This is a genomic window from Candidatus Kaistella beijingensis (genome assembly GCF_020084865.1).
In the GTDB taxonomy this organism is placed as follows: domain Bacteria; phylum Bacteroidota; class Bacteroidia; order Flavobacteriales; family Weeksellaceae; genus Kaistella; species Kaistella beijingensis.
Genome location: NZ_CP071953.1, coordinates 2,696,436 through 2,718,675, shown reverse-complemented (window position 1 = coordinate 2,718,675; position 22,240 = coordinate 2,696,436). Strand labels below are relative to the sequence as shown.

22 protein-coding genes and 1 pseudogene are annotated in these 22,240 nt (G+C 36.5%); 8 read left to right on the top strand and 15 right to left on the bottom strand.

All coding sequences use genetic code 11. The annotated features are described in order from the left end of the window. Positions 1 to 57: 57 nt before the first annotated feature. Positions 58 to 1,107 carry a lysylphosphatidylglycerol synthase transmembrane domain-containing protein gene (locus J4771_RS12700; protein ID WP_224135357.1) on the bottom strand — a complete coding sequence of 350 codons (1,050 nt, stop codon included), beginning with the start codon at positions 1,105 to 1,107 and terminating at the stop codon, positions 58 to 60. A gap of 10 nt (positions 1,108 to 1,117) precedes the next feature. Further along, positions 1,118 to 1,468, bottom strand: coding sequence for an aspartate 1-decarboxylase (panD, locus tag J4771_RS12695; protein ID WP_224135356.1), 351 nt, complete (start codon positions 1,466 to 1,468; stop codon positions 1,118 to 1,120). 399 nt (positions 1,469 to 1,867) lie between these two features. Between panD and J4771_RS12690 the strand changes: the two genes are divergently transcribed. Further along, a complete protein-coding gene (locus tag J4771_RS12690) occupies positions 1,868 to 2,158 on the top strand; it encodes an HU family DNA-binding protein (protein ID WP_088469993.1) in 291 nt (96 codons plus the stop codon). Positions 2,159 to 2,220: 62 nt separating this feature from the next. Here the strand turns inward: J4771_RS12690 and J4771_RS13340 are convergent. Continuing rightward, positions 2,221 to 3,572: pseudogene (locus J4771_RS13340) on the bottom strand (IS3 family transposase). A 253-nt stretch (positions 3,573 to 3,825) separates the two neighbouring features. Continuing rightward, on the bottom strand, positions 3,826 to 4,470 hold the full coding sequence (pdxH, locus tag J4771_RS12675; RefSeq protein ID WP_224135355.1) for a pyridoxamine 5'-phosphate oxidase: 645 nt from the start codon (positions 4,468 to 4,470) through the stop codon (positions 3,826 to 3,828). A gap of 54 nt (positions 4,471 to 4,524) precedes the next feature. On the opposite strand from pdxH, the gene J4771_RS12670 reads away from it, so the two are divergent. Then, on the top strand, positions 4,525 to 5,073 hold the full coding sequence (locus J4771_RS12670) for a YqgE/AlgH family protein (protein WP_224135354.1): 549 nt from the start codon (positions 4,525 to 4,527) through the stop codon (positions 5,071 to 5,073). A gap of 298 nt (positions 5,074 to 5,371) precedes the next feature. On the opposite strand, the gene J4771_RS12665 is transcribed toward J4771_RS12670, so the two are convergent. The 10 genes from J4771_RS12665 to J4771_RS12620 all read right to left on the bottom strand — a co-directional run bounded on the left by J4771_RS12665 (position 5,372) and on the right by J4771_RS12620 (position 17,241). Continuing rightward, positions 5,372 to 6,178, bottom strand: a complete 807-nt coding sequence (locus tag J4771_RS12665; RefSeq protein ID WP_394369792.1) for an aminotransferase class IV — start codon at positions 6,176 to 6,178, stop codon at positions 5,372 to 5,374. 71 nt (positions 6,179 to 6,249) lie between these two features. Continuing rightward, positions 6,250 to 6,636 carry an START-like domain-containing protein gene (locus J4771_RS12660; protein WP_224135352.1) on the bottom strand — a complete coding sequence of 129 codons (387 nt, stop codon included), beginning with the start codon at positions 6,634 to 6,636 and terminating at the stop codon, positions 6,250 to 6,252. 133 nt (positions 6,637 to 6,769) lie between these two features. Continuing rightward, a complete protein-coding gene (locus J4771_RS12655) occupies positions 6,770 to 6,967 on the bottom strand; it encodes a hypothetical protein (protein ID WP_224135351.1) in 198 nt (65 codons plus the stop codon). 74 nt (positions 6,968 to 7,041) lie between these two features. Beyond that, positions 7,042 to 8,214, bottom strand: a complete 1,173-nt coding sequence (locus J4771_RS12650; protein ID WP_224135350.1) for an aspartate aminotransferase family protein — start codon at positions 8,212 to 8,214, stop codon at positions 7,042 to 7,044. 725 nt (positions 8,215 to 8,939) lie between these two features. Next, positions 8,940 to 10,676 carry an OstA-like protein gene (locus J4771_RS12645; protein ID WP_224135349.1) on the bottom strand — a complete coding sequence of 579 codons (1,737 nt, stop codon included), beginning with the start codon at positions 10,674 to 10,676 and terminating at the stop codon, positions 8,940 to 8,942. Next, complete coding sequence (locus J4771_RS12640) at positions 10,676 to 11,149, bottom strand: Fur family transcriptional regulator (RefSeq protein WP_224135348.1); 474 nt, start codon at positions 11,147 to 11,149, stop codon at positions 10,676 to 10,678. The genes J4771_RS12645 and J4771_RS12640 overlap by 1 nt, the downstream gene beginning before the upstream one ends. Positions 11,150 to 11,272: 123 nt before the next feature. Further along, complete coding sequence (locus J4771_RS12635; protein WP_224135347.1) at positions 11,273 to 13,264, bottom strand: KUP/HAK/KT family potassium transporter; 1,992 nt, start codon at positions 13,262 to 13,264, stop codon at positions 11,273 to 11,275. A gap of 111 nt (positions 13,265 to 13,375) precedes the next feature. Further along, on the bottom strand, positions 13,376 to 14,356 hold the full coding sequence (locus J4771_RS12630; protein ID WP_224135346.1) for a pyruvate dehydrogenase complex E1 component subunit beta: 981 nt from the start codon (positions 14,354 to 14,356) through the stop codon (positions 13,376 to 13,378). A 113-nt stretch (positions 14,357 to 14,469) separates the two neighbouring features. Next, the gene (locus tag J4771_RS12625; protein ID WP_224135345.1) at positions 14,470 to 14,892 is read right to left on the bottom strand and encodes a DUF2147 domain-containing protein; all 423 of its coding nucleotides are present in this window, start codon (positions 14,890 to 14,892) and stop codon (positions 14,470 to 14,472) included. A gap of 426 nt (positions 14,893 to 15,318) precedes the next feature. Further along, a complete protein-coding gene (locus J4771_RS12620) occupies positions 15,319 to 17,241 on the bottom strand; it encodes an LTA synthase family protein (RefSeq protein ID WP_224135344.1) in 1,923 nt (640 codons plus the stop codon). A 195-nt stretch (positions 17,242 to 17,436) separates the two neighbouring features. On the opposite strand from J4771_RS12620, the gene J4771_RS12615 reads away from it, so the two are divergent. The 4 genes from J4771_RS12615 to J4771_RS12600 all read left to right on the top strand — a co-directional run bounded on the left by J4771_RS12615 (position 17,437) and on the right by J4771_RS12600 (position 20,257). Further along, positions 17,437 to 18,150 (top strand): CDP-alcohol phosphatidyltransferase family protein, encoded by a 714-nt coding sequence (locus J4771_RS12615; protein ID WP_224137852.1) that lies wholly within the window; start codon positions 17,437 to 17,439, stop codon positions 18,148 to 18,150. Positions 18,151 to 18,198: 48 nt separating this feature from the next. Next, complete coding sequence (locus J4771_RS12610; protein WP_224135343.1) at positions 18,199 to 18,963, top strand: 3'-5' exonuclease; 765 nt, start codon at positions 18,199 to 18,201, stop codon at positions 18,961 to 18,963. A gap of 100 nt (positions 18,964 to 19,063) precedes the next feature. Further along, on the top strand, positions 19,064 to 19,672 hold the full coding sequence (locus tag J4771_RS12605) for a fumarylacetoacetate hydrolase family protein (RefSeq protein ID WP_224135342.1): 609 nt from the start codon (positions 19,064 to 19,066) through the stop codon (positions 19,670 to 19,672). 150 nt (positions 19,673 to 19,822) lie between these two features. After that, positions 19,823 to 20,257 carry a universal stress protein gene (locus tag J4771_RS12600; RefSeq protein ID WP_224135341.1) on the top strand — a complete coding sequence of 145 codons (435 nt, stop codon included), beginning with the start codon at positions 19,823 to 19,825 and terminating at the stop codon, positions 20,255 to 20,257. A 114-nt stretch (positions 20,258 to 20,371) separates the two neighbouring features. On the opposite strand, the gene J4771_RS12595 is transcribed toward J4771_RS12600, so the two are convergent. After that, complete coding sequence (locus tag J4771_RS12595) at positions 20,372 to 20,605, bottom strand: hypothetical protein (RefSeq protein ID WP_224135340.1); 234 nt, start codon at positions 20,603 to 20,605, stop codon at positions 20,372 to 20,374. 42 nt (positions 20,606 to 20,647) lie between these two features. Here J4771_RS12595 and J4771_RS12590 point away from each other — a divergent pair, with 42 nt between their 5' ends. After that, positions 20,648 to 21,550 carry a DUF6427 family protein gene (locus tag J4771_RS12590; RefSeq protein WP_224135339.1) on the top strand — a complete coding sequence of 301 codons (903 nt, stop codon included), beginning with the start codon at positions 20,648 to 20,650 and terminating at the stop codon, positions 21,548 to 21,550. Between the two features lie 99 nt (positions 21,551 to 21,649). Continuing rightward, positions 21,650 to 22,234 carry a DUF3109 family protein gene (locus J4771_RS12585; protein ID WP_224135338.1) on the top strand — a complete coding sequence of 195 codons (585 nt, stop codon included), beginning with the start codon at positions 21,650 to 21,652 and terminating at the stop codon, positions 22,232 to 22,234. Positions 22,235 to 22,240: the final 6 nt, after the last annotated feature.

Genomic DNA, 22,240 nt, shown 5'->3' with positions numbered 1-22,240 from the left:
CAAAGATTTTTGCCACGAATTCACGAATAATTTTTTAGTGAATTTGCGGCAAAATTTTTATTGGAATTCCTTCTTTTTTACCAACTCATTTCTCGCTTTTGTAAGCATCGGAATCGAGATAATCCCCATCACAATCATAATAACCATTTGCATCGTGTGGGAAATAAACGCATAGGAAAGTCCAATTTCACCGCCTTCTTCAGGATTTTTTCCCATAGAGAGAAAGAGTGCCATAATTCCTAATTTCAAGGCAAAATGAAAAGCTCCGATTCCGCCAGAAGCGGGAACCATCATCCCCAAAGTTCCCACCACAATGATGAAAAACCCATCCGCAATAGTGAAATTAGAAGTTTCGGGAAGTGCGAAACATACGAGATATGCCGCCAAATAATAGCAAACCCAAATCGCAACCGAAAGCAAAATAAATTTCCCTTTCTGTTTTAATTTAAAAATGGATGTCAAGCCGTGGAAAATTCCCTTTCCGAAATCTACAACTTTTTGGTAAAGTGGAAATTTCTGCAACTTCTTTCTTAAAGCAAAAAACAAAATCGCCAAAACAACCGCTGCTCCCAATAGAAGAAATAATTTATTGTTAGATTGTGGTTCCGGAGTTTTTCCCTTTTCTTCGGTGACGTATTTATAGAAGGCAATAATTGCGTCGTATTTGAATAGTAAAGTCAATCCCAAAAATCCGAGCATACAGACCAAATCCACCACTCTTTCCAAGATAATGGTTCCGAAAGATTTCTCAACTGGAACTTTTTCAACCCCGAAAAGTGCCGTAGAACGAGCTAATTCGCCACTTCTGGGAATGGTGAGATTCATTAAGTAACCGAAAGAAATCGTCCATAATGAATTGGAGTTTGAAATTTTATAACCAAGTGGTTCCAACAAAAGATTCCACCGAATCGCACGAAACCAATAGGCTAAAAGTCCAAAAACCGCAGCAATAAATACCCACAAATAATTGGCTTTCGCGAAATATCCTGCGATTTTTTTAAATTCTAAACCTCGCACAGCGAGCCACATAAAAAATGCTGCAATTGCCAATGAAATCGCGATGGTGAGAAAGGTTTTTAAAGGATTTGATTTTTTGTTCTCTTCCAAAATTCAACAATTAGGTAAGAAGATTGGTCTTTTCGTCGGGGAAAATAATTTTCGGCTGGAAGGTTTTTGCTTCTTCGGGAGTCATTTGCGCGTAGGAAATAATGATGATGATGTCGCCTTTCTGGACGCGTCTTGCAGCGGGTCCGTTCAAACAGATCTCGCCCGATTTTCGCTTTCCTTTAATGGCATAAGTGTCGAAACGTTCACCGTTGTTTACGTTGACAATATACACTCTTTCGCCCACCAAAATTCCTGAAGCTTCCAAAAGGTCTTCATCGATGGTGATGCTTCCGATATAATTAAGGTCTGATTCGGTAACACGGACCCTGTGAATCTTTGACTTGAAAACTTCAATTAACATGGCGCAAATTTAATTATTTTAATCAAAACGGCGCAGAAATTTATTTTTAAATAATTAAAATGATTTGCAAAAAAATAAGTTAAATCTTGAATGCAATTGGCCGTTACTACAATATATAATAAGAATTTACAATAATAATCTAAAAAATTGTATGAAATTCAATAATTCACAATTTTTACTTTACCATATCAATTTCACAATAAATGTCGATAAATAAGGGCATTGGCACGATTTTGGCGTTCTGAAACGTTGATTTTATGCAGGGCAGTGAATTTTTAACTTTCTGTTAATTTCAAGATTTTTATCAATTTTTGATTAAATTTTCAGAAAAAATTTGCGCAATATCAAAATTGTTTTATATTTGCTTTAACATTAAAACTAACCTTAATAATTTATATTATGAACAAGTCTGAATTAATCGACGCAATCGCAAAAGATGCGAACATCACAAAAGTTGCTGCAAAAGCTGCACTTGAATCTTTCATTTCTAACGTAACTTCTACTTTGAAGAAAAAAGACGGAAAAGTTTCTTTGGTAGGTTTCGGTACGTTCTCTGTTGCTGAAAGAGCTGCAAGACAAGGAATCAACCCTGCAACTAAAAAACCAATCAAAATTGCTGCTAAAAAAGTTGCTAAGTTTAAAGCTGGTGCTGATTTAGCTGGTGCAGTTATGGGTGCTAAGAAAAAATAATCGCTCGATTATATTGAAAATAAAACCTCGTCAATAGACTGCACCCAAAAGTTTAGACAAAATTAAACAATATTATTAAAGGAAAGAGTTCGGTACTGTACCGGGCTCTTTCCTTTTAAATTAAGCCTTATTCTGTCGTTGTTGTAATAATCAATGTATTCTTTTATTTCTTTCCTGAGTTCGTCGATAGAACCAAACTTTTTGGTATAAAACATTTCAGACTTCAATGTTCCGAAGAAATTTTCGATTATGGCATTGTCCAGACAGTTCCCTTTTCGGGACATACTTTGAACAATTCCTTTTTCTTTTAATATATTTTGATAAGCTTTCATTTGATATTGCCAACCTTGGTCTGAATGTAAAATGATGTTTTCTGTATTTTTAATTTTCTTTAAACCCTTTTTCAGCATATCTGTAATCTGTGCAAAGACAGGCCTTTCTGAGAGATTATAGCTGATGATTTCACCGTTGAATAAATCGATTATCGGAGATAAATAGAGCTTATTTCCCGAGACATTAAATTCCGTTACATCGGTTGCCCACTTCGTGTTCGGCTGGTCGGCTTTGAAATTTCTTTTCAAAATATTGGGTGCTATTTTTCCTTGTTCTCCACGGTAAGATTTGTATTTCTTTACCCGTATAATGCTTTTCAGTCCTAGCGATTTCATTAATCTCAATACTGTTTTATGATTGATAATAATTCCTTTATCTCTCATTGTCAAAGTAATACGCCGGTATCCAAACCTTCCTTTGTGTTGATGATAAATCTGTTTTATCATTGTTTTTACGTCCGAATATTTGTCGGTTTGAGCCTTGTTTTGATGATAATAGAAACTGCTTCTCGCCATCCCGGTACAATCCAATAATACGGACAGATTGTATTTAGGCCTTAACTCTTCGATGGCTTTTGCTTGTTCTTTTTGAGAGTTAAGGCGTCTAACTTTTTTAGAAAATCGATTTCGGCTCGCAGTCTTTCATTTTCCAGTAACAATTCTTCTTCCCTGGTCAATGGTTTGCCAGACTTTTTCTTTTTACGTTGGTAATCGCTCATAATTGCTGGTCTTCCTTTGGGTTTATTCTGTAACCCTAAAATACCACTTTTTTCGTAAGCGCTCCGCCAATTGGTGATGCTGGATTCTGCAGCGATATTAAACCGTGCAGCAGCTTGCTTTAGAGATAAGTCTTGTGCCTTGATCGTTTCCAAAACTCTTAACTTAAATTTTACGTCATAACGGCGATTGCTTCTGCGTTGCAGTCCTTCAATTCCGTACAAATCATAAAACCTTTTCCATTTGCGAACAACCGTCGCATCCAAACCTACTTCCTGTGCCAAAGAGTGGATCGACAGATCATTTTTCTTAATCTTCTCCACACAACTCACCTTAAATTCTAAACTATACTTTGATTCTCCCATAATAAAAATGCCCCTAAAAAGTGTCTAACTTTTTGGGGGCAGTCCACAATGGCGGGGTTTTTTTTGTGATCGAGATGTGAGATTCGGGATACCAGTTTCGTGATTCGTTGCTGTAGTTTGAAACTAAGGTTCAGGTTGTGACAAATTATTTATTTAAACTTTGTTTTAAAAATAATAAGAGTTTCACTAAAATACTCAATCACTCAAATAATAAATCTCTCAAACTCTCCCACTCTCAAACCCTCAAGCCCAATCATGGCGCCAATCTGGAAATCTTCCAATCGTAATCTTCCTGCAGTTCATACAAAATCCTATCGTGAAGACGGTTTGGTCTTCCCTGCCAAAATTCGATTTCATACGGTTTTGCGAGATAACCGCCCCAATTTTGCGGACGTGGAATTTCTCTTCCTTCAAATTCTTTTTCTAAATTTTTTAGTTTTTCTTCCAAAAATTCTCTGTTCGGAATGACCTGACTTTGGGGAGAAACTCTCGCTCCAAGCTGACTTCCTTTTGGTCGCGATTGAAAATAACCGTCACTAATATTTTCGGGAACTTTTTCTAAATCAGCTTTAATGATGATTTGTCTTTCCAAAGCCGGCCAAAAAAAATGAAGACAGGCTTTGTGATTGTTCTCGATTGCTTTTCCTTTTCGGCTTTCGTAATTGGTGTAGAACGTGAAGCCGTTCCAATCATAAGACTTCAGCAAAACCATTCTCGTTCTCGGACAGCCGTCATTTTCAAGCGTTGAAATCGCCATTGCATTGGCTTCTGAAATATTGGGATTTTCCTGCGCATCCAAAAACCAATCCCGAAATTGTTCGATGGGATTTTCTTTGATTTGATTTTCAAGAAGTTGGGATTTTTCGTAAACTTTTCGGTTGTCGTGCAGGTTTTCCATTAATATTTTTATTACATTTGAATGACGGGTTTTTTATTTGACCGCACATTTCAGATGAATTATTCTTACAAAGGTAAAATTTTAATTTCCACTCCGGATATTTCGGGCGACATATTTTCCCGCTCCGTTGTTTTGGTGGTTGATCATAATGAGAACGGTGCTTTCGGACTTATTTTAAATAAGAAGAACAACAATATGAGTTCGCGTCTTCTCGATATTTTCGGCTTTAAAGTAGATGTTTACGAAGGCGGACCTGTGGAAAACGACAAAATTTTCTTCATCTGCAAAGGACGACCGATTACCGAAAATTACTCAGAAATCACCGATGAATTTTATCTGACAGAAGACATTGAAAATGTAGTTTCCGCCATCATTGAGCAACGAATTTCCGTGAACGACATCAAAGTTTTTTCGGGTTATTCCGGTTGGGCTGCACAACAGTTAGAGGGCGAAATCCGTCGTAAAATGTGGACAGTGGTAGATGTTTACAATTTAGATTATACCACTTCGAGCGACCAAAGTCTTTGGAAAAACATCATGCAAAATCTTGGCGGAGAGTTTTTATTGTGGGCCAATGCGCCGCAAGATGTGTCAATGAACTGATCGAGTTACGAGTCACGGGATTCGAGGTTTTTCTCCATCAAAAACTTTAACAAATATTTAGCATTCCAGGAAATACTATTCGATAAATAATATCGTTTTAGGGGTAATTAAAAAAACTAAAACCCGGTCAATGACTTTCTTTCAAGGTTGTTTATCGGGTTTGTCAATTTTTGTAAAGAACCAGGAACCAAGTTTAAAGACACCCGTAAGTGAATAGTGAATTGGACTGCGTCGGTGAATGGTGAACTTTTCTAAATCAGAAGTTGTTTAATGAATTTGAAATTACTCCGAAGGAAATTCACTCAAAATTCCTTTTCCATTTCTCCATCATTTCAGAAAAACGTTCTTTTCCAAAACTCTTATTTCTAATTTTACACACCGGAAAAATTCCTTTCTCATCCGAAATCATCAAAATTTCCTCGGCTTTTTGTGATTCAAAACCAATCATTTCGCATTCCTGAATTTCTGCGAGGTTTTGTTTATGAACGAAAGTCACAAAATTTTCCATCAACGGAGAAATGTAGGCTCCTTCTGTAGTTTTAGGAATTTTAATCACATTTCCTTCCAAGAAAAGCAGGTTTCCGAAAATACTTCTTGCGATTCTTTTGTTTGGATTCAGCAAAATCACATCGTCCAAATCATTTTCTTTTGCATAAATTTCCGCATAAATATTTTCCGCACAATGAACATGAATATTGCTCAACAAATTACTGTTCACATTGATTTCCTTAATCATATCCATTTCAAAATCCCTCTGAAAAGACAAAACATCATCCAATTCATTCACTTCAAAATAAAAAAAAACATCGGATTTCGACAGTAACTTTTCATCTGAATTTCGATACACCAAAAATTGGATGATTCCATCGGAAACCCCTTTATCAATCACATTTTCCTGAAATAGTTGCTGAAAAAAATCAAGCGTATAATCCAGCGGAATGTTCATCCTCATTTTTCGCATGGACGCCATTAAGAAAAAGTAGCATTCTTCCGCCATAATCAGTTTTGAACTGCGGACAAAAAAAGAAACCTTCACCGCGTCACCAAATAAAAACGCCCTGTTTATCGACTGAAATTCGCCTGAAGTAAAAAAAGATTCCAAAATAATTTTGAATTTAGTTTAAAAAAATAATGAACGAAAATTCGTCCATCAAGTTTATTTGTTTTTAAAGTTTTCTAGGCTGCTCCGAGCTTAATTTGCAGATTTTCAATCAAATTTTCCCAATACAATTCATTCTCTTCCTCATCACCCGGCTCACAAAAATCAGTGATATTCAATGACAAATCCTCAGTAATATCATCAATCACAATGGTCATTTCGAAGAAATTTTTCGTTCCTTCATCCTCTTCCCAACGAAAACGCACGAAACTTTCCGGCTTATAACGAATCAGCGTCGCCTTTTCCGCAGGACCATTATTCCAACTGAAGAAAAAATCGTCGCCTTTTTCCACCACCTCATCCGCAAACCACTCCGAAAGTCCTTCTGCACTCGCCATATATTCGTACAAAATCTCTGATTGGCAGTGCATTGGGAACTCATACTGCACTTTCGTTTTCGCCATATTGCTCACTTTTTAATGTGTCGCAATATATAAATTTATTTCTGATATACACAAAATATTTCGCCGAAAATACTTTAAAAATTGAGGAGCAACAAAGTAGTTTCTTCTACGAAAGGCGGTCCCGCTCTCCGCTTCAATCTTTTTGTTTTGCCATCACCAAAACCGAATGAAAAACAAAAAGGATTTCCGCTGCGATCGGGGCTAGAGAGAAAAGGTGGTTTGTTTTTTGAAGGGACGATTTTGAAGTGATGGTCAATTCTACTTCGTCGGTGAATTTTTCCTGCGGAAAGTGAATGGTCAATTCTCTTCGCTGGAACCGGGAATTTTTCATCAAAACTAAAAATTTATCAAAATTTTCAAATTCACTGCGAAACAAATTCACCGCAAAGCATATTCCCTATAAAATTATTCCTCCAAAGCCTCCAAAATAATTGCACAGCCTTTCTTAATTTCTTCTTCCGAAATCGTCAAAGGCGGAGAAATTCTTAGATATTCGTTTCGGTACAATTGCCAAAAAACAATCAAACCTTTTTCCATGCAGCGTTTAGCAACATCCAAGGTATATTCAGGCGAACCAAGATTTGCGGCCAACATCAAACCACGTCCGTTGATATTTTTAATTTTCGGGTGAACCAAAAGTTCTCGAAACAACCTTTCTTTTTTATCAACCTCATTCATCAAACCGCTTTCAAGAACCTCCTTCAAAGTCGCATAACTTGCCGCCGCAATCAGAGGATTTCCACCAAAAGTCGTGATATGGCCCAATTTCGGGGAATGTGAAAGTGATCCCATAATTTCTCGAGAACTCATAAAAGCACCAACAGGAACGCCGCCTCCCATTCCTTTTCCCATCACCAAAATATCGGGAACAATTCCGTAATGTTCGAAGGCAAAAAGTTTTCCAGTCCTTCCAAATCCGGGCTGAATTTCATCGAGAATCAATAAAGCTCCAAATTCTTCACAACGATTTTTCAATTTTTTCAAATAATTATTTTCAGGAACAAGAAATCCTGCTGCACCTTGAATGGTTTCTAAAATAACACACGCCGTTTTCTCCGTGATTTGCTCTAAATCCTTTTCGTCATTGAACTCAATAAAGTTCACCATCGGCAAAAGCGGACGAAACTCACGTTTATGGTATTCATTTCCCGAAACCGACAAAGCGCCGTGTGTATTTCCATGATAAGAATTATTAAAGGAAATGATTTCTTCTCTTCCTGTATATCTTTTGGCAAGTTTTAAACTTCCGTCGATTGCTTCTGCACCGCTGTTTACAAGATAGGTGACTTCTAAAGGTTCAGGAGTTGCTTCGGCTAAAAGTTTGCAAAGTTTTACAGGCATTTCTTGCGCATATTCGCCGTAAACCATGACGTGAAGGTATTTTTCGGCCTGCGTTTTTATGGCATCCACAATTTTTGGGTGGGAATGTCCCAAAGTATTCGCAGAAACTCCCGCCACAAAATCGAGGTATTTTTTGCCATCGTTTCCGTAGATGTAGTTTCCTTCGGCTTTTTCTACTTCAAAACCTGCGGCGAACTGGGTGGTTTGTGCTTGATATTTAAAAAAATCGGAATTCATTTGTTTTTTAATGTAAATGGCTGCAGGGTGCAATTGGTGCAGGTTGCAGTTAGATTCGTTATGAATAAATGGTTAAATTTTTGGGGAACATTGTTTTATTTTTTTTATGTCGCCACTTCGTGGCTCTTAAAAAAATTCGTTCTATTTTACAAGGGGCTTCACCCTTTGCTGTTGATGTCGCCACTTTGTGCCTCTTAAAAAAACTCGTTCTATTTTACAAGGGGCTTCACCTTTTGCTGTTGCTGTCGCCACTTCGTGGCTTTTAAAAAAATTCGTCCTATTTACAAAGGGCTTCACCCTTTGCTGTTGATGTCGCCACTTCGTGGCTCTTAAAAAAATTCGTTCTACCTTACAAAGGGCTTCACCCTTTGCTGTTGATGTCGCCACTTCGTGGCTCTTAAAAAAATTCGTCCTATTTTACAAAGGGCTTCACCCTTTGCTGTTGATGTCGCCACTTCGTGGCTCTTAAAAAAATTCGTCCTATTTTACAAAGGGCTTCACCCTTTGCTGTTGATGTCGCCACTTCGTGGCTCTTAAAAAAACTCGTTCTATTTTACAAAGGGCTTCACCCTTTGCTGTTGATGTCGCCACTTCGTGGCTCCTTACAAATCAAAATTATTTTTATTTAAAATCCTTCGGATTTTGGACAATTGACTTCGTCGAACCACTTCGTTAAGTTTCACGACTTGTCCCTACAAACTCACAAGCTCACCCACTCACCAACACTACTTCCGCACTCGTTTCGGTTTCTTCGCTTCTTCTTTTGCTTTTGCATCGTCGATTGCTTTCTGTGCGGCGTTGAAAAGTTTGTCGTCGGATTCGTATTTTATTTCCTCATAATCGGGAGTTTCCAGAAAAATGTCTTGCCATTTTCGTAGTCGGTCTTTGGTGTTCCAATTGAAATCGGGGAAGAATCTTTTCTCGCGCGATATTTTACTCATGGGATAAATGTCGGTATTTGCACCAATGTTGCAGGAAATAATCTGAACTTTTCTATCTTCAAATTCAGCTTCAATGGTTCCGCAAGTGGACAGAGTAACACCGATTCTCTCCACTTCTTTGGTTTTCTCGTTTTGGTCGTCTGCATAAGTAATTGCTTGTGCATTTCCAATGACTTTGGCGAGTTTGATATCGTTTTGGTCGTAATAAACCGTCATCAGTTTTCCTTTCACCTGATTGAATTCATCTTTCATACTTAAAGAATCCGCTTTACTGATGGCGAAAGCATTTCCTATCACTTTTAAGGAATCGATGAACTCTTTTTCGGTATCGAAATAAGCTTCGATTTTATCTCCTGTAACCTGTTTCTCTCCGCTCCAAGCAATTGGTTTCCCGAAAAGGTGCATAATTCCGTCGGTTTCATTAAAACTTAAAGAATCAGCACGAACTTGAATGTTGGATTTAAACATTCTCGCTTTTCGATAGGCACGAAGGAAACTTTTTTTCTTTAAAGCGTCTTTGTCATCAATTTTCTGGTAAGCCAAAATTCGCTGCGCTGAAAAATACATGGAATCTTTTTCCAAAATTTTCACGGCATAAGGTTTTTCGGTCATCATGGCGGAATCTTTCTTCTCGTAGATTTCGCCGTAACCTCCTTTCATATACCGTCTTTCTTTCGGGTCTCGTAAAGTTACATTTCCTGTTGCTTTTCCAAAACCTGTGATTTGGTTGAAATACATATCATCACCTGTGAGAATTTTTCCATTGTAATGAATGCGGGAATTTTTCTTCAAATACACTTCTTTAGAATTCATGTTATAGGAACCTCTTTCCGTAAAAACGTAATTTGAAGGATTCTTTTTGTTCGTAATCGTAGTGGGACCGAAAAAATCTGCAGTGTTGGTATTTTGATTTTGTTTGATGTTGGTTCCTTCAACGGTGTATTCAGGATTGTTGATTTTCACATTTCCTGTAAAGTCGATCATTTTTGTGTTCAAATCATACGTTGCCGATTTGGTGTACATCGTGTTGGTTGCGTCGGAAATTGTTCCACCCGTGTTGAAATACGCTTTATTGGAAACTCTGTCGTAATACATTGTTTCCGTTTTGATGGTTTGTTTTGGATCGGTGAGAACCACATTTTTTCTTGCGATTCCTTTTTGAGTATTTCCGTCGTATTCCATTTCACCTGAAGTGATCACAGAACCGTCGGAATTTTGGAGTTTTACGTTTCCAATCGCTTTCACGAAATTTTGTTCCTGATAAAAAATTACCTCATCCGCAGATAGCAGAGAACCTTGATGCTCGAACTGCACATTTCCCGAGAAGTATGGATTCCCGTTATATTTATCAGGGGTTTTCTGAAAAAAATCGGAGTGAATTAAACGCACTTTTGCACCTTGCTGCGCATTTTGTGGCGCATTGAAATACGGATCTTTCACCAAAACATCTTTCGGCTGCGTATTAATTTGAGCAAAAATCTGAACAGTAGAGAACAGAAGTAAAATGAAAAATTTTTGCATTAATCTTTTTTGGTTCCGTAGAAGTAAAGTGAGTGCGAATCAATATTTACGCCAAAAGCAGCTTCAATCGCCTCCTTAATTCCCTGAATTCTAGGATCACAGAATTCGATGATTTCCTCAATTTCCTTGTCGGAATCTTTCTTGTAAATCACCAGATGGTCGTGCTGTTTGTCAAAATACGATTTTTCATAAGAAGAAGAAGTAAGTGTTTTTTCGCCAAATTGATGTTTTCTGATCAATCCAGCATCCAAGAATATTTCGATAGTGTTGTAAATAGTGGCTTTGGAAACGTGATACTTTTTCTGCATCATCAAAATATAGAGGTCATCCACGTTGAAGTGGTGTTCCATATTGTAAATTTCTTCAAGGATGGTGTATCTTTCGGGCGTATTCCGAAATCCTTTTTCCTGAAGATATTGCCTTAAAACTTCCTTTATGGTGGTAATATTGAGTTCTTTCTGTTTCGGATCCATTGCATTAAATATAGGCAAATTTATTGAAAAAAGTTGGAAGTTTGGTGATGGGTGTTGGATGCAGGAAACGAGAAACAATTTCAAACCATTTCAAACAAATTCAAACTATTTCGAATAAAATTTTTAGGAACGATAATGCTTAAAATCTACCTGCTGAATTTTTTTGGTCACAATTTTCTGATCCAGAAGCGGCGCAGATTCTACCACCACATTGTGCGGCGAAACTCCCCAAGCTTTGAAATCGTCACTTCCGATATACTTTACGAAATTATATATGTTGAGCGTGAGTTTTTCTTTCACCGTCAACAAAGTATCGTTAATGTAAGTATTGTCAATGATGACGTATTTTAAATCAGGCGGAACATTGTGCGCTCTCAAAGAAGGATGCGGACTTCTTGACGGAATCACATCTTCTTCCATCAAATCGCTTAAAACTTGGTCAAAATAATCGTTGATCCTGCGGTCAATTTTAAAACCTAAAAGGAAGTTTACACGGTAAATTGTTCCAGGCATAATTTCATCCACATTGTATTTAAAAGTGTATGGATCTTCCTGATTGACAATATTTAAGATGAAATAATGATCGGCTCTTTTCGGCTGTTTTCTTAAAATGGAATAGATAATTTTGGCTTCAATTTCATCTTCTCTCTTGGCGCGGCTCAGAAAAGCAAGATTGGTTGCATATTTTGGAATGGTTTCATCCAATTTCAGCTCTTTGATCACAGGAACATATTTATCAAGTTTAATGAATTTGATGAATTTAGCTTTAATCAATCTTCCGTTATACCAAGCATACATACAAACTGCGATAAATCCGCCGAGAACCATCGTTAACCAACCACCGTCGAAAAATTTAATCACATTGGCGTAGAAAAATCCAAGTTCAATGGAAAGGTAAACGATGATGAAGCCAACTGCAAAATATTTGTAGGCCTTCGTCCTGCGCAACCAAAAAAACAGCAAAATTGTCGTCATCAACATCGTAACGGTAATTGTTAAACCGTATGCAGCTTCCATTGCTTCAGATTTCTGAAAATAAATTACCACCATAAAACAAAGCGCCATTAAACCCCAATTAACTCTTGGAATGTACATTTGACCTTTGATTCCTGACGGATAATCAATCTGTTGATTTGGCCAAAAAGTAACAGACATCGCTTCAGAAAACATCGTGAAAGCTCCGGTAATTACTGATTGACTCGCAATGATTGCAGCTGCTGTTGCTAAAATTACGCCCGGTAAAACAGCCCATTCCGGTAAAATTCCAAATATTGGATTCACCCCTTCTGCAACTTTGTGATAGTTATCCAAAAGCCAAGCTCCTTGTCCTAAATAATTAAGAATCAGCATCACTTTTACAAAACCCCAACTTACTCGGATATTTTGTTTTCCGCAGTGACCAAGATCGGAATAAAGTGCTTCCGCCCCTGTTGTACAAAGGAAAACTGCACCCATGATTATAATTGCACTCGGCGAATGGGTAATCAAATTATAAGCGTAATAGGGATTAAATGCCTTTAAAATATCGATATGATCAAAAATATGCACCGATCCTGAAATTCCTAAAACCAAAAACCACGTCACCATCACAGGACCGAAAAATTTACCAATAGAAGCAGTCCCGAATTGCTGAACAAAAAATACAATGGCTAAAATCACGAGCGTTATTGCTACAACCGGCGTATTGGGACTAAAAATTTTCAACCCTTCAACAGCCGACATTACTGTTAACGAAGGCGTAATCACACTGTCCGCAACCAAAGTTGATGCACCAATAATCGCAATGACATAAAGCCATTTTTTCTTCAATCTTTTCACTAAAGAATAAAGTGAAAGAATTCCACCTTCACCTTTGTTATCTGCTTTTAAAGCAATGATAACATATTTTATGGTGGTCTGAAAAGTTAAAGTATAAATAATGCAGGACAGTGCGCCTTCAATATACTCGTCGAAAGGCATTGCAGATCCACCTTTAAAAGCGTTTACTATCGCTTTCATTACATAAAGCGGCGACGTTCCGATGTCTCCAAAAACAATCCCGAGTGAAACTAAAACTCCCATTGCGGTGAGTTTTTTGGTATCGAAATGATGACCGCCTTCTGTGATTTCTGCCATTACAGGTAAGATTTAATCGTGCAAATTTAAATTAAAAATCATTTCTGAAAATTTTATCAGAAGATTTTTTTGTCTTAAAACAAAAAAACTCCCTTTCGAGAGTTTTACAATTTATGCTTTGATGTAAAGTGCTTTTTTGATTTCCTCTTTCACTTTGTCCAATTTCGGGAACCATTCTGCGAAAAGTGCAGCGGAATACGGCGCAGGTGCATCCGGAGTTGTAATTCTCTTGATTGGCGCATCCAAATAATCGAATGCTTTTTGCTGAACCATATACGTAATTTCCGAAGCTACGCTTGCAAATGGCCAAGCTTCTTCTAAAATAACGAGTCTGTTGGTTTTCCTAACCGAAGCCAAAACCGTATCGTAATCCAAAGGACGAACTGTTCTTAAATCAATTACTTCTACAGAAATCCCTTCTTTTTCCAAATCTTGAGCTGCCTGAATTGCTAACTTCATGATTTTTCCGAAAGAAACCAAAGTCACGTCTTTTCCTTCTTTCTTGATGTCTGCTTTCCCGAGTGGGATGTAATATTCTTCTTCAGGAATTTCCATTTTGTCTCCATACATTTGCTCAGATTCCATAAAAATTACTGGATCGTTGTCTTGAATCGCTGATTTCAAAAGTCCTTTAGCGTCGTAAGGATTTGATGGAACCACCACTTTTAATCCCGGACAGTTGGCGTACCAAGATTCCAAAGCTTGTGAGTGAGTTGCTCCTAATTGTCCCGCAGAACCAGTCGGACCACGGAAAACGATTGGGCAGTTCCATTGACCACCGCTCATCTGACGGATTTTTGCCGCGTTGTTGATAATTTGGTCAATCCCCACCAAAGAAAAGTTGAACGTCATGAATTCCACAATCGGCCGGTTTCCGTTCATCGCCGAACCTACCGCAATTCCTGTAAAACCAAGTTCCGCAATCGGCGTGTCAATCACTCTTTTCGGACCGAATTCATCGAGCATTCCTTTTGAGGCTTTGTAGGCACCGTTATATTCTGCAACTTCTTCACCCATTAAATAAATTGACTCGTCTTTGCGCATTTCCTCGCTCATTGCCTGACAAATCACTTCACGAAAAGTATATTCCATATCCTTGAAAAATTAGAGTACAAAAGTAAAGATTTTTTTACAAATTTCTTAGCCAATGCCTCATAAAAAAAGCAACTCTTTCGAGTTGCTCTTTTCAAAGTTTATTCAGAAAATTATTTTACCGCATGCCAAGTTTGGGTTTTCCCAATAAATGAAAGACTCTTCAATGAACCTTTTACATTTAATTTATCTCCACTTCTGGTGATTTTGCAACCGTATTCTTTTCCACCTTTAGGATTAACGATGGTACCTCCGGAAAATTCATTCCCATTTTTAGAAAGTCCTCTAATAATTTCCAATCCAATTAAGGGTTTGTTTTTTCTATCATCAGAACAATCAACACAGGTATTGTGTTCAGGTTTAATAAGAAGTTGAACAATTTTACCATAATATTTACCGTCTGATTTTTTATAAATCTCTACGATTGATTTTGGTTTACCCGTTTCGTCGTCAATGGTCTTCCATTTTCCTTCGATTTGTGCATAAGAAAGTGTTGCGAAAAATAAGGCAACGAAAGCGAAAGCTATTTTTTTCATATCAAAAATTTTATTTTTTTTTGGGTGACATATAATCGCCTTGTGTCAAATCTTTTTGAAGATTTTGCTGGCGATTTCATTTTAAAATTACTTTAATTTTTAGGTTGGATAAAAGTAATTAAAAAAAGTTAAACAGCAAATTTTTTGCTATTCACATCATAACTTACAAAAGAGACACCGATAATTTTAGGAATTAAACAATGGTTTAGTTTTATTGTTGAATGATTTAAAAAATGGAGAATTAATAAGGAGACTTGCGAAATGAAATCTTTTTTTAGAACAAAAAAAGGAACTTTGGATTTACAGCAACTTCTCTTTGTTTCGCTGAAAAATAAGCGTTAGCGCCTTTGTATAGCTTAAAACCAACATTATTTTTAGAAAAAATCCTTGTTTATCCTTGCCATATATTATTACAGCTTAATTAGATTACTCCAACTTCCGGTTAATCACCCGATACATATAATCTTGATACCAAGCTTTACACCGCAGAATTCCTTTTTCAATTTCTTCATTTTTAACAGAATTAATGAGGTTTTTTTCCAAACCTTTATCATTGATATCATAGATTCCCGTCACATTTTTTCCATCAAATAGATAGATATAATTCCCAATCATGAACTGCTCGTTGATGGAATCCGAATTCACAATCATATAATTTTTATCCTCGGAAACCAAACTTCTGCCCCAACTTCTGATCCGTTTATTGTAACCCATCAAATCTGCCAAAGTGGGATAAATATCCATCTGTTGAGCAGGTTCGTTAATTTCTCCTTTTAAATTATACTTCGGATTTGGAGAATAGAAAAGAATCGGGACGGCAAATCGGTTGATTGCTTTCTCGTATTCAGGATAAGCAACTTGGTTGGTGTGATCCGCCACTAAAACGAAAATCGTATTGTTATACCACGGCATTTTTTTAGCGGTTTCAAAGAATTTCTTAATCGAATAATCGGTGTACTGAATCGGTGCGTGAATTTCTAAAGTTCCCTTTTTGAATTTTCCCTCGTATTTTTCAGGAACTTTAAACGGATGGTGTGAAGAAGCAGAAAACATCGTCGCCATAAACGGGGATTTCTTCTGATTCAGAGTTCTCGCAAAATATTGAAAAAACGGTTCGTCCCAAATTGCCCACATTCCATCGAAATCCGCATCGTTATTATATTCATCTTTTCCGTAATAATGTTTGAAACCCAAAATATTCCCAAACCCTTGAAATCCCATGGAACCATTGGGAGCGCCATGAAAAAATGAGGTATCATAACCCATTTCATTGGAAACCGAAACAATCGACTGGATTTTTTGATTGGAATAAGGCGAACTTGTAAACGCATCTTTCAAACTCGGAATTCCCGCCAAAACAGAACTCATTCCGTGAATGGACTGTCTTCCATTGGCAAAAGCATTGGTCGCAATCAAGCTCTGTGTCGCCAAACTGTCGAAAAATGGGGTGTAAGAAACAAAATTTTTAATTTCCGTATTTCTGTTAAAAGCTCCCGAATATTCTTTCGCAAAACTTTCAAGAATGAAAATCACAATATTGGGTTTTGGTTCTACGTTTTCTCTTTTATAAAGTTTGTAAGGATGAATATTTTCGTCAATAAACTTTTGTTCCACGAAATGAACTTCCTCAAAATTGTTGGTCCCAATGGTTCGAAAAAAGGAAAAAACACTGTTTAAAACAATATTTGCCTGCAACGGATTTTTCACAAATTTATTGGCATCCACCAAATTTATCGGTCGTGTTGAATGTTTGAAATCCCCTCGAATTCCGCCTACAACCAAAATAGCGGTGATGCATAAAGTGACGATGGATGAAACAAAATAAACCCATTCTCTTTTCGGTTTAAATTCTTCAACTTTCACTTTTTTGTAAAGGAAAACCCACAAAAACATCAAAAATCCAAACCAAAAAATAACGAAAGGATGTTCTAAAATTGAAGTAAAAAATATTCTTCCCAAATTGCTTTCGTGTTGTGCGACGTGCATCGCTGCACTGGTGAGTCGTGCTTGAGAGAACTTATAATACACAAAATCGCCAAAATTCATTCCGTATGCAATTCCGTTCATGATGAAGTACAACCAAAAAAGAAATTTCTGATAATAAGGTTTCGTGTTGATGATAACCGGAATCAAACTCAATAAAATAAACAGCGAATTGACATAAAAAATCGCAGTGGTGTCGAAAGCTGTTCCATGATAAGCCAAATTAAAATAATCGGAAACGGACTCGACTTTAATCAAATCCCTATTAAAAATCCAAAACAGAAAACGTGCAATCTGATAAAAAAAGAAAGCCAAAAACAACCTGTAAATCAGCGCAGTAATTTCCCGAAACCTCAATTCCTTCATCGAAAAATTTTCAAAAATAATTCTGCAAATTTACATTAAATTCACATTTAGATTACATTCGATTTTTTTGGTACAGATTGTTGAAGGTTGCAATGGGTACTAATTGGTTTTGAGTTTTTGTTTTTTACAATTCGTAAAAAAAGACTTCCTGCATCCAACAACCAACATCCATCCAAATTCACTACTTTTGCTTCCATGAATTTCATTAAAAACAATTTGGCGAACGCTTTTACCTTGGCGAATCTATTTTCGGGAAGTATTGGTGTAATTCATTTGATTACAGGAGATTACAAAGTCACAGCGATTTGCATCATTCTTTCATTAATTCTCGATTTTTTCGATGGATTTGTAGCGAGAGCGATGAAGTCGAATTCGCAATTGGGCGTTCAACTCGATTCGCTTGCAGATATGGTAAGTTTCGGATTACTTCCAGGAATCGTGATGTATAAAGCGTTGGAACCATTTGGAAATCAAATCTGGGGAATCGGAATTCCTTTTGAACTAAAATATTTGGGACTTTTTATCACGCTTTTTTCCTGTTTGAGATTGGCCATTTTCAATTTGGATGAAGAGCAGAAATATTATTTTAAAGGTTTGAATACGCCTTCAAACACGATTTTGGTTTTTGGATTGTTTTATGCTTTTTTGGAACAGGAAAGCTTCAAGTTTTTGTTTGAAAATCCTTTATTGTTAATTATTTTCACCACAATTTCTTCTTGGCTTTTAATTTCTCCCATAAAAATGATTGCCATGAAATTCAAATCCATGAAATTGGAAGACAATTACCCGAAATTGGCTTTACTAATCGGCGCCGTTTTACTATTAGTTATTTTCGGAATCACAGGAATTCCATTAGTAATAATTTATTATATTTTGATTTCTTTAATTTTTCAAAGAAGTTTAAATTAAAAACCAACTAAACCCTGCACCAATTGCAACCATTTGCACCTAGTTTTTATGAACATAAAATTACATAAACCACTCTGCATCTTCGATTTAGAAACCACAGGAACCAACGTCGCTAAAGATAGAATTGTTGAAATCTGCATCTTAAAAGTCAATCCCGATTCGTCCCGTGAAAGCAAAACTTGGCTGGTAAATCCTGAAATGTATATCCCAAAAGAATCAAGCGCCGTTCATGGAATTTATGATGAAGACGTTAAAGACGCTCCGAAATTCAAAGAAATTGCCCCAAAAATTATGGAAATGATTTCGGGAAGCGATTTGGGCGGATTCAATTCCAACCGTTTTGACGTGCCACTTTTGGCGGAAGAATTATTGAGAGCAGGAATTGATTTTGATTTGAGCAAATTCAAATTAGTCGATGCACAAACGATTTTCCATAAAATGGAACCGAGAAATTTGACTGCCGCCTACAACTTTTATTGCGGAAAATCTTTGGAAAATGCCCATTCTGCGGAAGCTGATGTTTTGGCGACTTTCGAGGTTTTGGATGCGCAAGTTGGTCATTATGAAGACCTTCCAAAAGATATTGCAGGTTTGAGCGAATTTTCATTTCACAATAAATTTGCTGATTTGGCAGGATTCATTGCATTTGACGAAGATGAAAAGGAAATTTTCACTTTCGGGAAATATAAAGGACAACGAGTGAAAGACGTTTTCCAAAAAGATTTGGGATATTTTGGATGGATTCAGAATGCTGATTTTCCGCTTTACACGAAGAAGGTTTTGACGGGAATTCAGTTGAAGTCCAAGTTCTAAATTGGTGCAAATGGTTGCATTTGGATTCAATAGTTAGGATAAATACCAATCATCATTCATCAATTATCATTCATCAATTATCATTTATCATTTATCAATCATGAAAATCATCTGTATCGGCAGAAATTATGCAGACCACGCCAAAGAATTAGGAAACGAAATTCCTGAAAATCCGGTCATCTTTATGAAACCCGACACTGCGGTTTTGAAAAAAGGTTCCGATTTCTATATTCCTGAATTTTCGAATGATGTTCATTACGAATTGGAAGTGGTGCTTAAAATTTCAAAAGGCGGAAAGTACATTCAGGAAGAAAATGCCGACAAATATTTTGAGGAAATTGGTTTGGGAATCGATTTCACTGCGAGAGATTTACAGTCTGAACTTAAAGAAAAAGGACTTCCGTGGGAATTGGCGAAAGGATTTGACGGTTCTGCTGTAATTTCTGAATTTTACAAAAAAGAAGATTTTGATTTAAAAAATTTGAATTTCACCTTACTTAAAAATAAAGAAGAAGTGCAAAACGGAAACACTTCGTTGATGATGTTTTCACCCGAAAAAATCATCGCTTTTGTTTCGCAGTACTTTACTTTGAGAGTGGGTGATTTAATTTTTACGGGAACCCCGAAAGGTGTTGGGAAGGTTTCTGAAAACGATATTTTAGAAGCTTATCTTGAAGAACAGAAAGTTTTGGATTTGAGGATTCAATAAACAAAACACCCCGTGTAAAAATTTATCAAATTTTTGTCACCCCTCTGAAAGAGCGGAATCCCTTTATTTCAAATTTATTTTATGATTTTTCTGCTGTCGATTTTTAATTTAGAAAAAATTCTGTAACTTTAAGGAACAAAATTAAAAGTCATGATTAACATTGTTTTACCCATCGATTTTTCAGATGCGACCGACAAACTTTTGGAAGGTGCATTGAAATTTGCGAAAGAAACCCGCGGAAAAATCTGCCTGATTCACGTTGCACCTGCAGATATTGGTTTTGCGATTGGCGATATGGGTTTCCAATATTTCCCGGAAGTGGAACAGAATGAAATTAAAGAAGAATTTTTGCGCTTGAATAATCTTCAACAAAAAGTAATTGCACACGACGTAGATTGCGAACACATGCTGAAACAAGGCGTTGCAGGAGATATTATTTTGGAATATGCCAAAGAAAAAAATGCAGGCTACATCGTGATGGGTTCACACGGAAGAAGCAATATGTATGATGTTTTCGTAGGAAGTTTAACCAAGGAACTTACGAGAAGGTCACCGATTCCGGTATTGGTGATTCCGATTCATTAGAAAAAAAATAGGATTGAAGGATTGCTTCGAACCTCGTTCTCGCAATGACGCAACAAAAATCCCTGAAAATAAAATTCCAGGGATTCTTTTATAATAAATATAAAGATCAATTATTTAGTTTTCTTTTTTCATGATTTTTGGATCGTAGTAAGGATGATGACCTTCTGTTGGCGAAAAATATTCCTTGTCTTTGTCACCACCTAAAGTTACTACCAAAACATAGCACCAATAGCAGAATAAAACAGTTGCAACGATGAATAAAATCCAGTTCACGAAATTTCCTGCAAAATCAAAAAATCCGAAAGACCATTTGAAAACACTGCTTAAGAATAGCCAAAAAGACGTCATTATTTTCCTTTTTTAAATTAACTTTGCACAAATTTATAAAAAATGTTTCGATTACTTTCAAAAGAAAGCAATATTTTTTCAGTTCCTGTTTACATTGGCGTGCTTCTTTTAATTGTAATTGGCTTTAACTTTTTGGATTACAGTAGGTTAGATGTAATTTCCGCCATCATTACTTTTGCGGGTGTTGCTTTGGGATATTTTTGTTTTAATGCGATTGCGCTGAATTATCAAACCCATCTTCCGCTTTTTCTGTATACCGCTTTTATTTTCGCATTTTATCCGGGAGATTTAGACATTGGAATTGCGGTCGCGCTTTTTACCAATTCCATTATTTTGTTGCTTTTAACCAATACCGAAATGTCGGTGCGGAAAAATTCTTATATTTTGGTGGGAGCAATTTTGGCGATTAATTTCATCTTTTTGCCTACAACTTGGCCGATGGCGATTTTCGTAGTTTTCCATATTATTGGGACTTCAGACAGAATAGGGCTGCATATTTTTAGGTTATTTTTTGGTGCGTTTCTCATTGCAATTTCCTACTTTGGAATTGTTTATTTCCTTGATTATAATTCTTGGAATCCTGCTTATTTTCCGTTCAGAAATTTTAAACCTTCGACGGATTTACAAAATCTTGCCTGGTTAATTCCTGTTGCTTTAATGTTGATTCATGCGGTAATGGATCACTTTAGAAATTTTAATAAGAAAAGTCCGACAAGCAAATTCAAGTATGCCTTTTTGTTGGTTTTTTCGATTGCACAATTAATTACGATTGTTTTATACATGGGAAAAAATTACGAGTATTTGCTTTTACTTGCGCTTCCTTCTTCGATTATTTTGAGTAGAATGCTGCGTTTTCTCCCAAAATATTGGATGAGGGAAGTCGGTTTGTGGACGATTATTCTGTGTTTGGTGATTTTTAAACTCACCAACTTTTTCTTTAATTGATAAGAGCCGATTGTTAATCATAATTAAAAAGAAATTTGATTTTTTGAATCGCCATTTCAAACAAAATCAAAAAATAAAAAACAACTTCAAATAATTTAAATGATTCAAATTGAAAATAAATTAATTTCTGAAGATATTTTTTCTGAAGAATTCGTGTGTAACCTCAGCAAATGCAAAGGTGCGTGTTGCGTTGCAGGTGAAGTTGGTGCGCCTTTGGAAAAATATGAAACCGAAATTCTCGATAAAATTTTTGACCAGGTAAAGCCTTATCTTCGTCCTGAAGGAGTGAAAGCTTTGGAAGAACAGGGAACTTGGACGGTCGATCCGATGGATGGCGATTTTGTAACTCCAATGGTGAATGGTGAAGAATGTGCGTATGTGATTTTTGACGAAAGAGGCATCACCAAATGTGGCATCGAAAAAGCGTATGAAGACGGCGCTGTAGATTGGCAAAAACCGATTTCCTGTCACCTTTATCCAATTCGGGTGAATGAATACTCTACCTTCACGGCATTGAATTATCATGAGTGGGATGTCTGCAAAGATGCGTGCATTCTGGGAAAGGAATTGAAAGTGCCTGTTTATAAATTTTTGAAAACTCCTTTAATCAGAAAATACGGTGAAGAATTCTACACCACTCTTTGTGAAGCTGCGGAAGAATGGAACAAAGAATTTAATTCTTAAAAAAAG

Coding starts and splice junctions, on each gene's coding strand:
- J4771_RS12640 (WP_224135348.1), bottom strand. CDS start 11,149: ATGGATCCGAAACAGAAAGAACTCAATATTACCACCATAAAGGAAGTT.
- J4771_RS12690 (WP_088469993.1), top strand. CDS start 1,868: ATGAACAAGTCTGAATTAATCGACGCAATCGCAAAAGATGCGAACATC.
- J4771_RS12585 (WP_224135338.1), top strand. CDS start 21,650: ATGATTCAAATTGAAAATAAATTAATTTCTGAAGATATTTTTTCTGAA.
- J4771_RS12610 (WP_224135343.1), top strand. CDS start 18,199: ATGAACATAAAATTACATAAACCACTCTGCATCTTCGATTTAGAAACC.
- J4771_RS12670 (WP_224135354.1), top strand. CDS start 4,525: ATGAATTATTCTTACAAAGGTAAAATTTTAATTTCCACTCCGGATATT.
- pdxH (WP_224135355.1), bottom strand. CDS start 4,470: ATGGAAAACCTGCACGACAACCGAAAAGTTTACGAAAAATCCCAACTT.
- J4771_RS12605 (WP_224135342.1), top strand. CDS start 19,064: ATGAAAATCATCTGTATCGGCAGAAATTATGCAGACCACGCCAAAGAA.
- panD (WP_224135356.1), bottom strand. CDS start 1,468: ATGTTAATTGAAGTTTTCAAGTCAAAGATTCACAGGGTCCGTGTTACC.
- J4771_RS12615 (WP_224137852.1), top strand. CDS start 17,437: ATGAATTTCATTAAAAACAATTTGGCGAACGCTTTTACCTTGGCGAAT.
- J4771_RS12625 (WP_224135345.1), bottom strand. CDS start 14,892: ATGAAAAAAATAGCTTTCGCTTTCGTTGCCTTATTTTTCGCAACACTT.
- J4771_RS12650 (WP_224135350.1), bottom strand. CDS start 8,214: ATGAATTCCGATTTTTTTAAATATCAAGCACAAACCACCCAGTTCGCC.
- J4771_RS12660 (WP_224135352.1), bottom strand. CDS start 6,636: ATGGCGAAAACGAAAGTGCAGTATGAGTTCCCAATGCACTGCCAATCA.
- J4771_RS12655 (WP_224135351.1), bottom strand. CDS start 6,967: ATGAAAAATTCCCGGTTCCAGCGAAGAGAATTGACCATTCACTTTCCG.
- J4771_RS12620 (WP_224135344.1), bottom strand. CDS start 17,241: ATGAAGGAATTGAGGTTTCGGGAAATTACTGCGCTGATTTACAGGTTG.
- J4771_RS12635 (WP_224135347.1), bottom strand. CDS start 13,264: ATGGCAGAAATCACAGAAGGCGGTCATCATTTCGATACCAAAAAACTC.
- J4771_RS12630 (WP_224135346.1), bottom strand. CDS start 14,356: ATGGAATATACTTTTCGTGAAGTGATTTGTCAGGCAATGAGCGAGGAA.
- J4771_RS12645 (WP_224135349.1), bottom strand. CDS start 10,676: ATGCAAAAATTTTTCATTTTACTTCTGTTCTCTACTGTTCAGATTTTT.
- J4771_RS12595 (WP_224135340.1), bottom strand. CDS start 20,605: ATGACGTCTTTTTGGCTATTCTTAAGCAGTGTTTTCAAATGGTCTTTC.
- J4771_RS12600 (WP_224135341.1), top strand. CDS start 19,823: ATGATTAACATTGTTTTACCCATCGATTTTTCAGATGCGACCGACAAA.
- J4771_RS12590 (WP_224135339.1), top strand. CDS start 20,648: ATGTTTCGATTACTTTCAAAAGAAAGCAATATTTTTTCAGTTCCTGTT.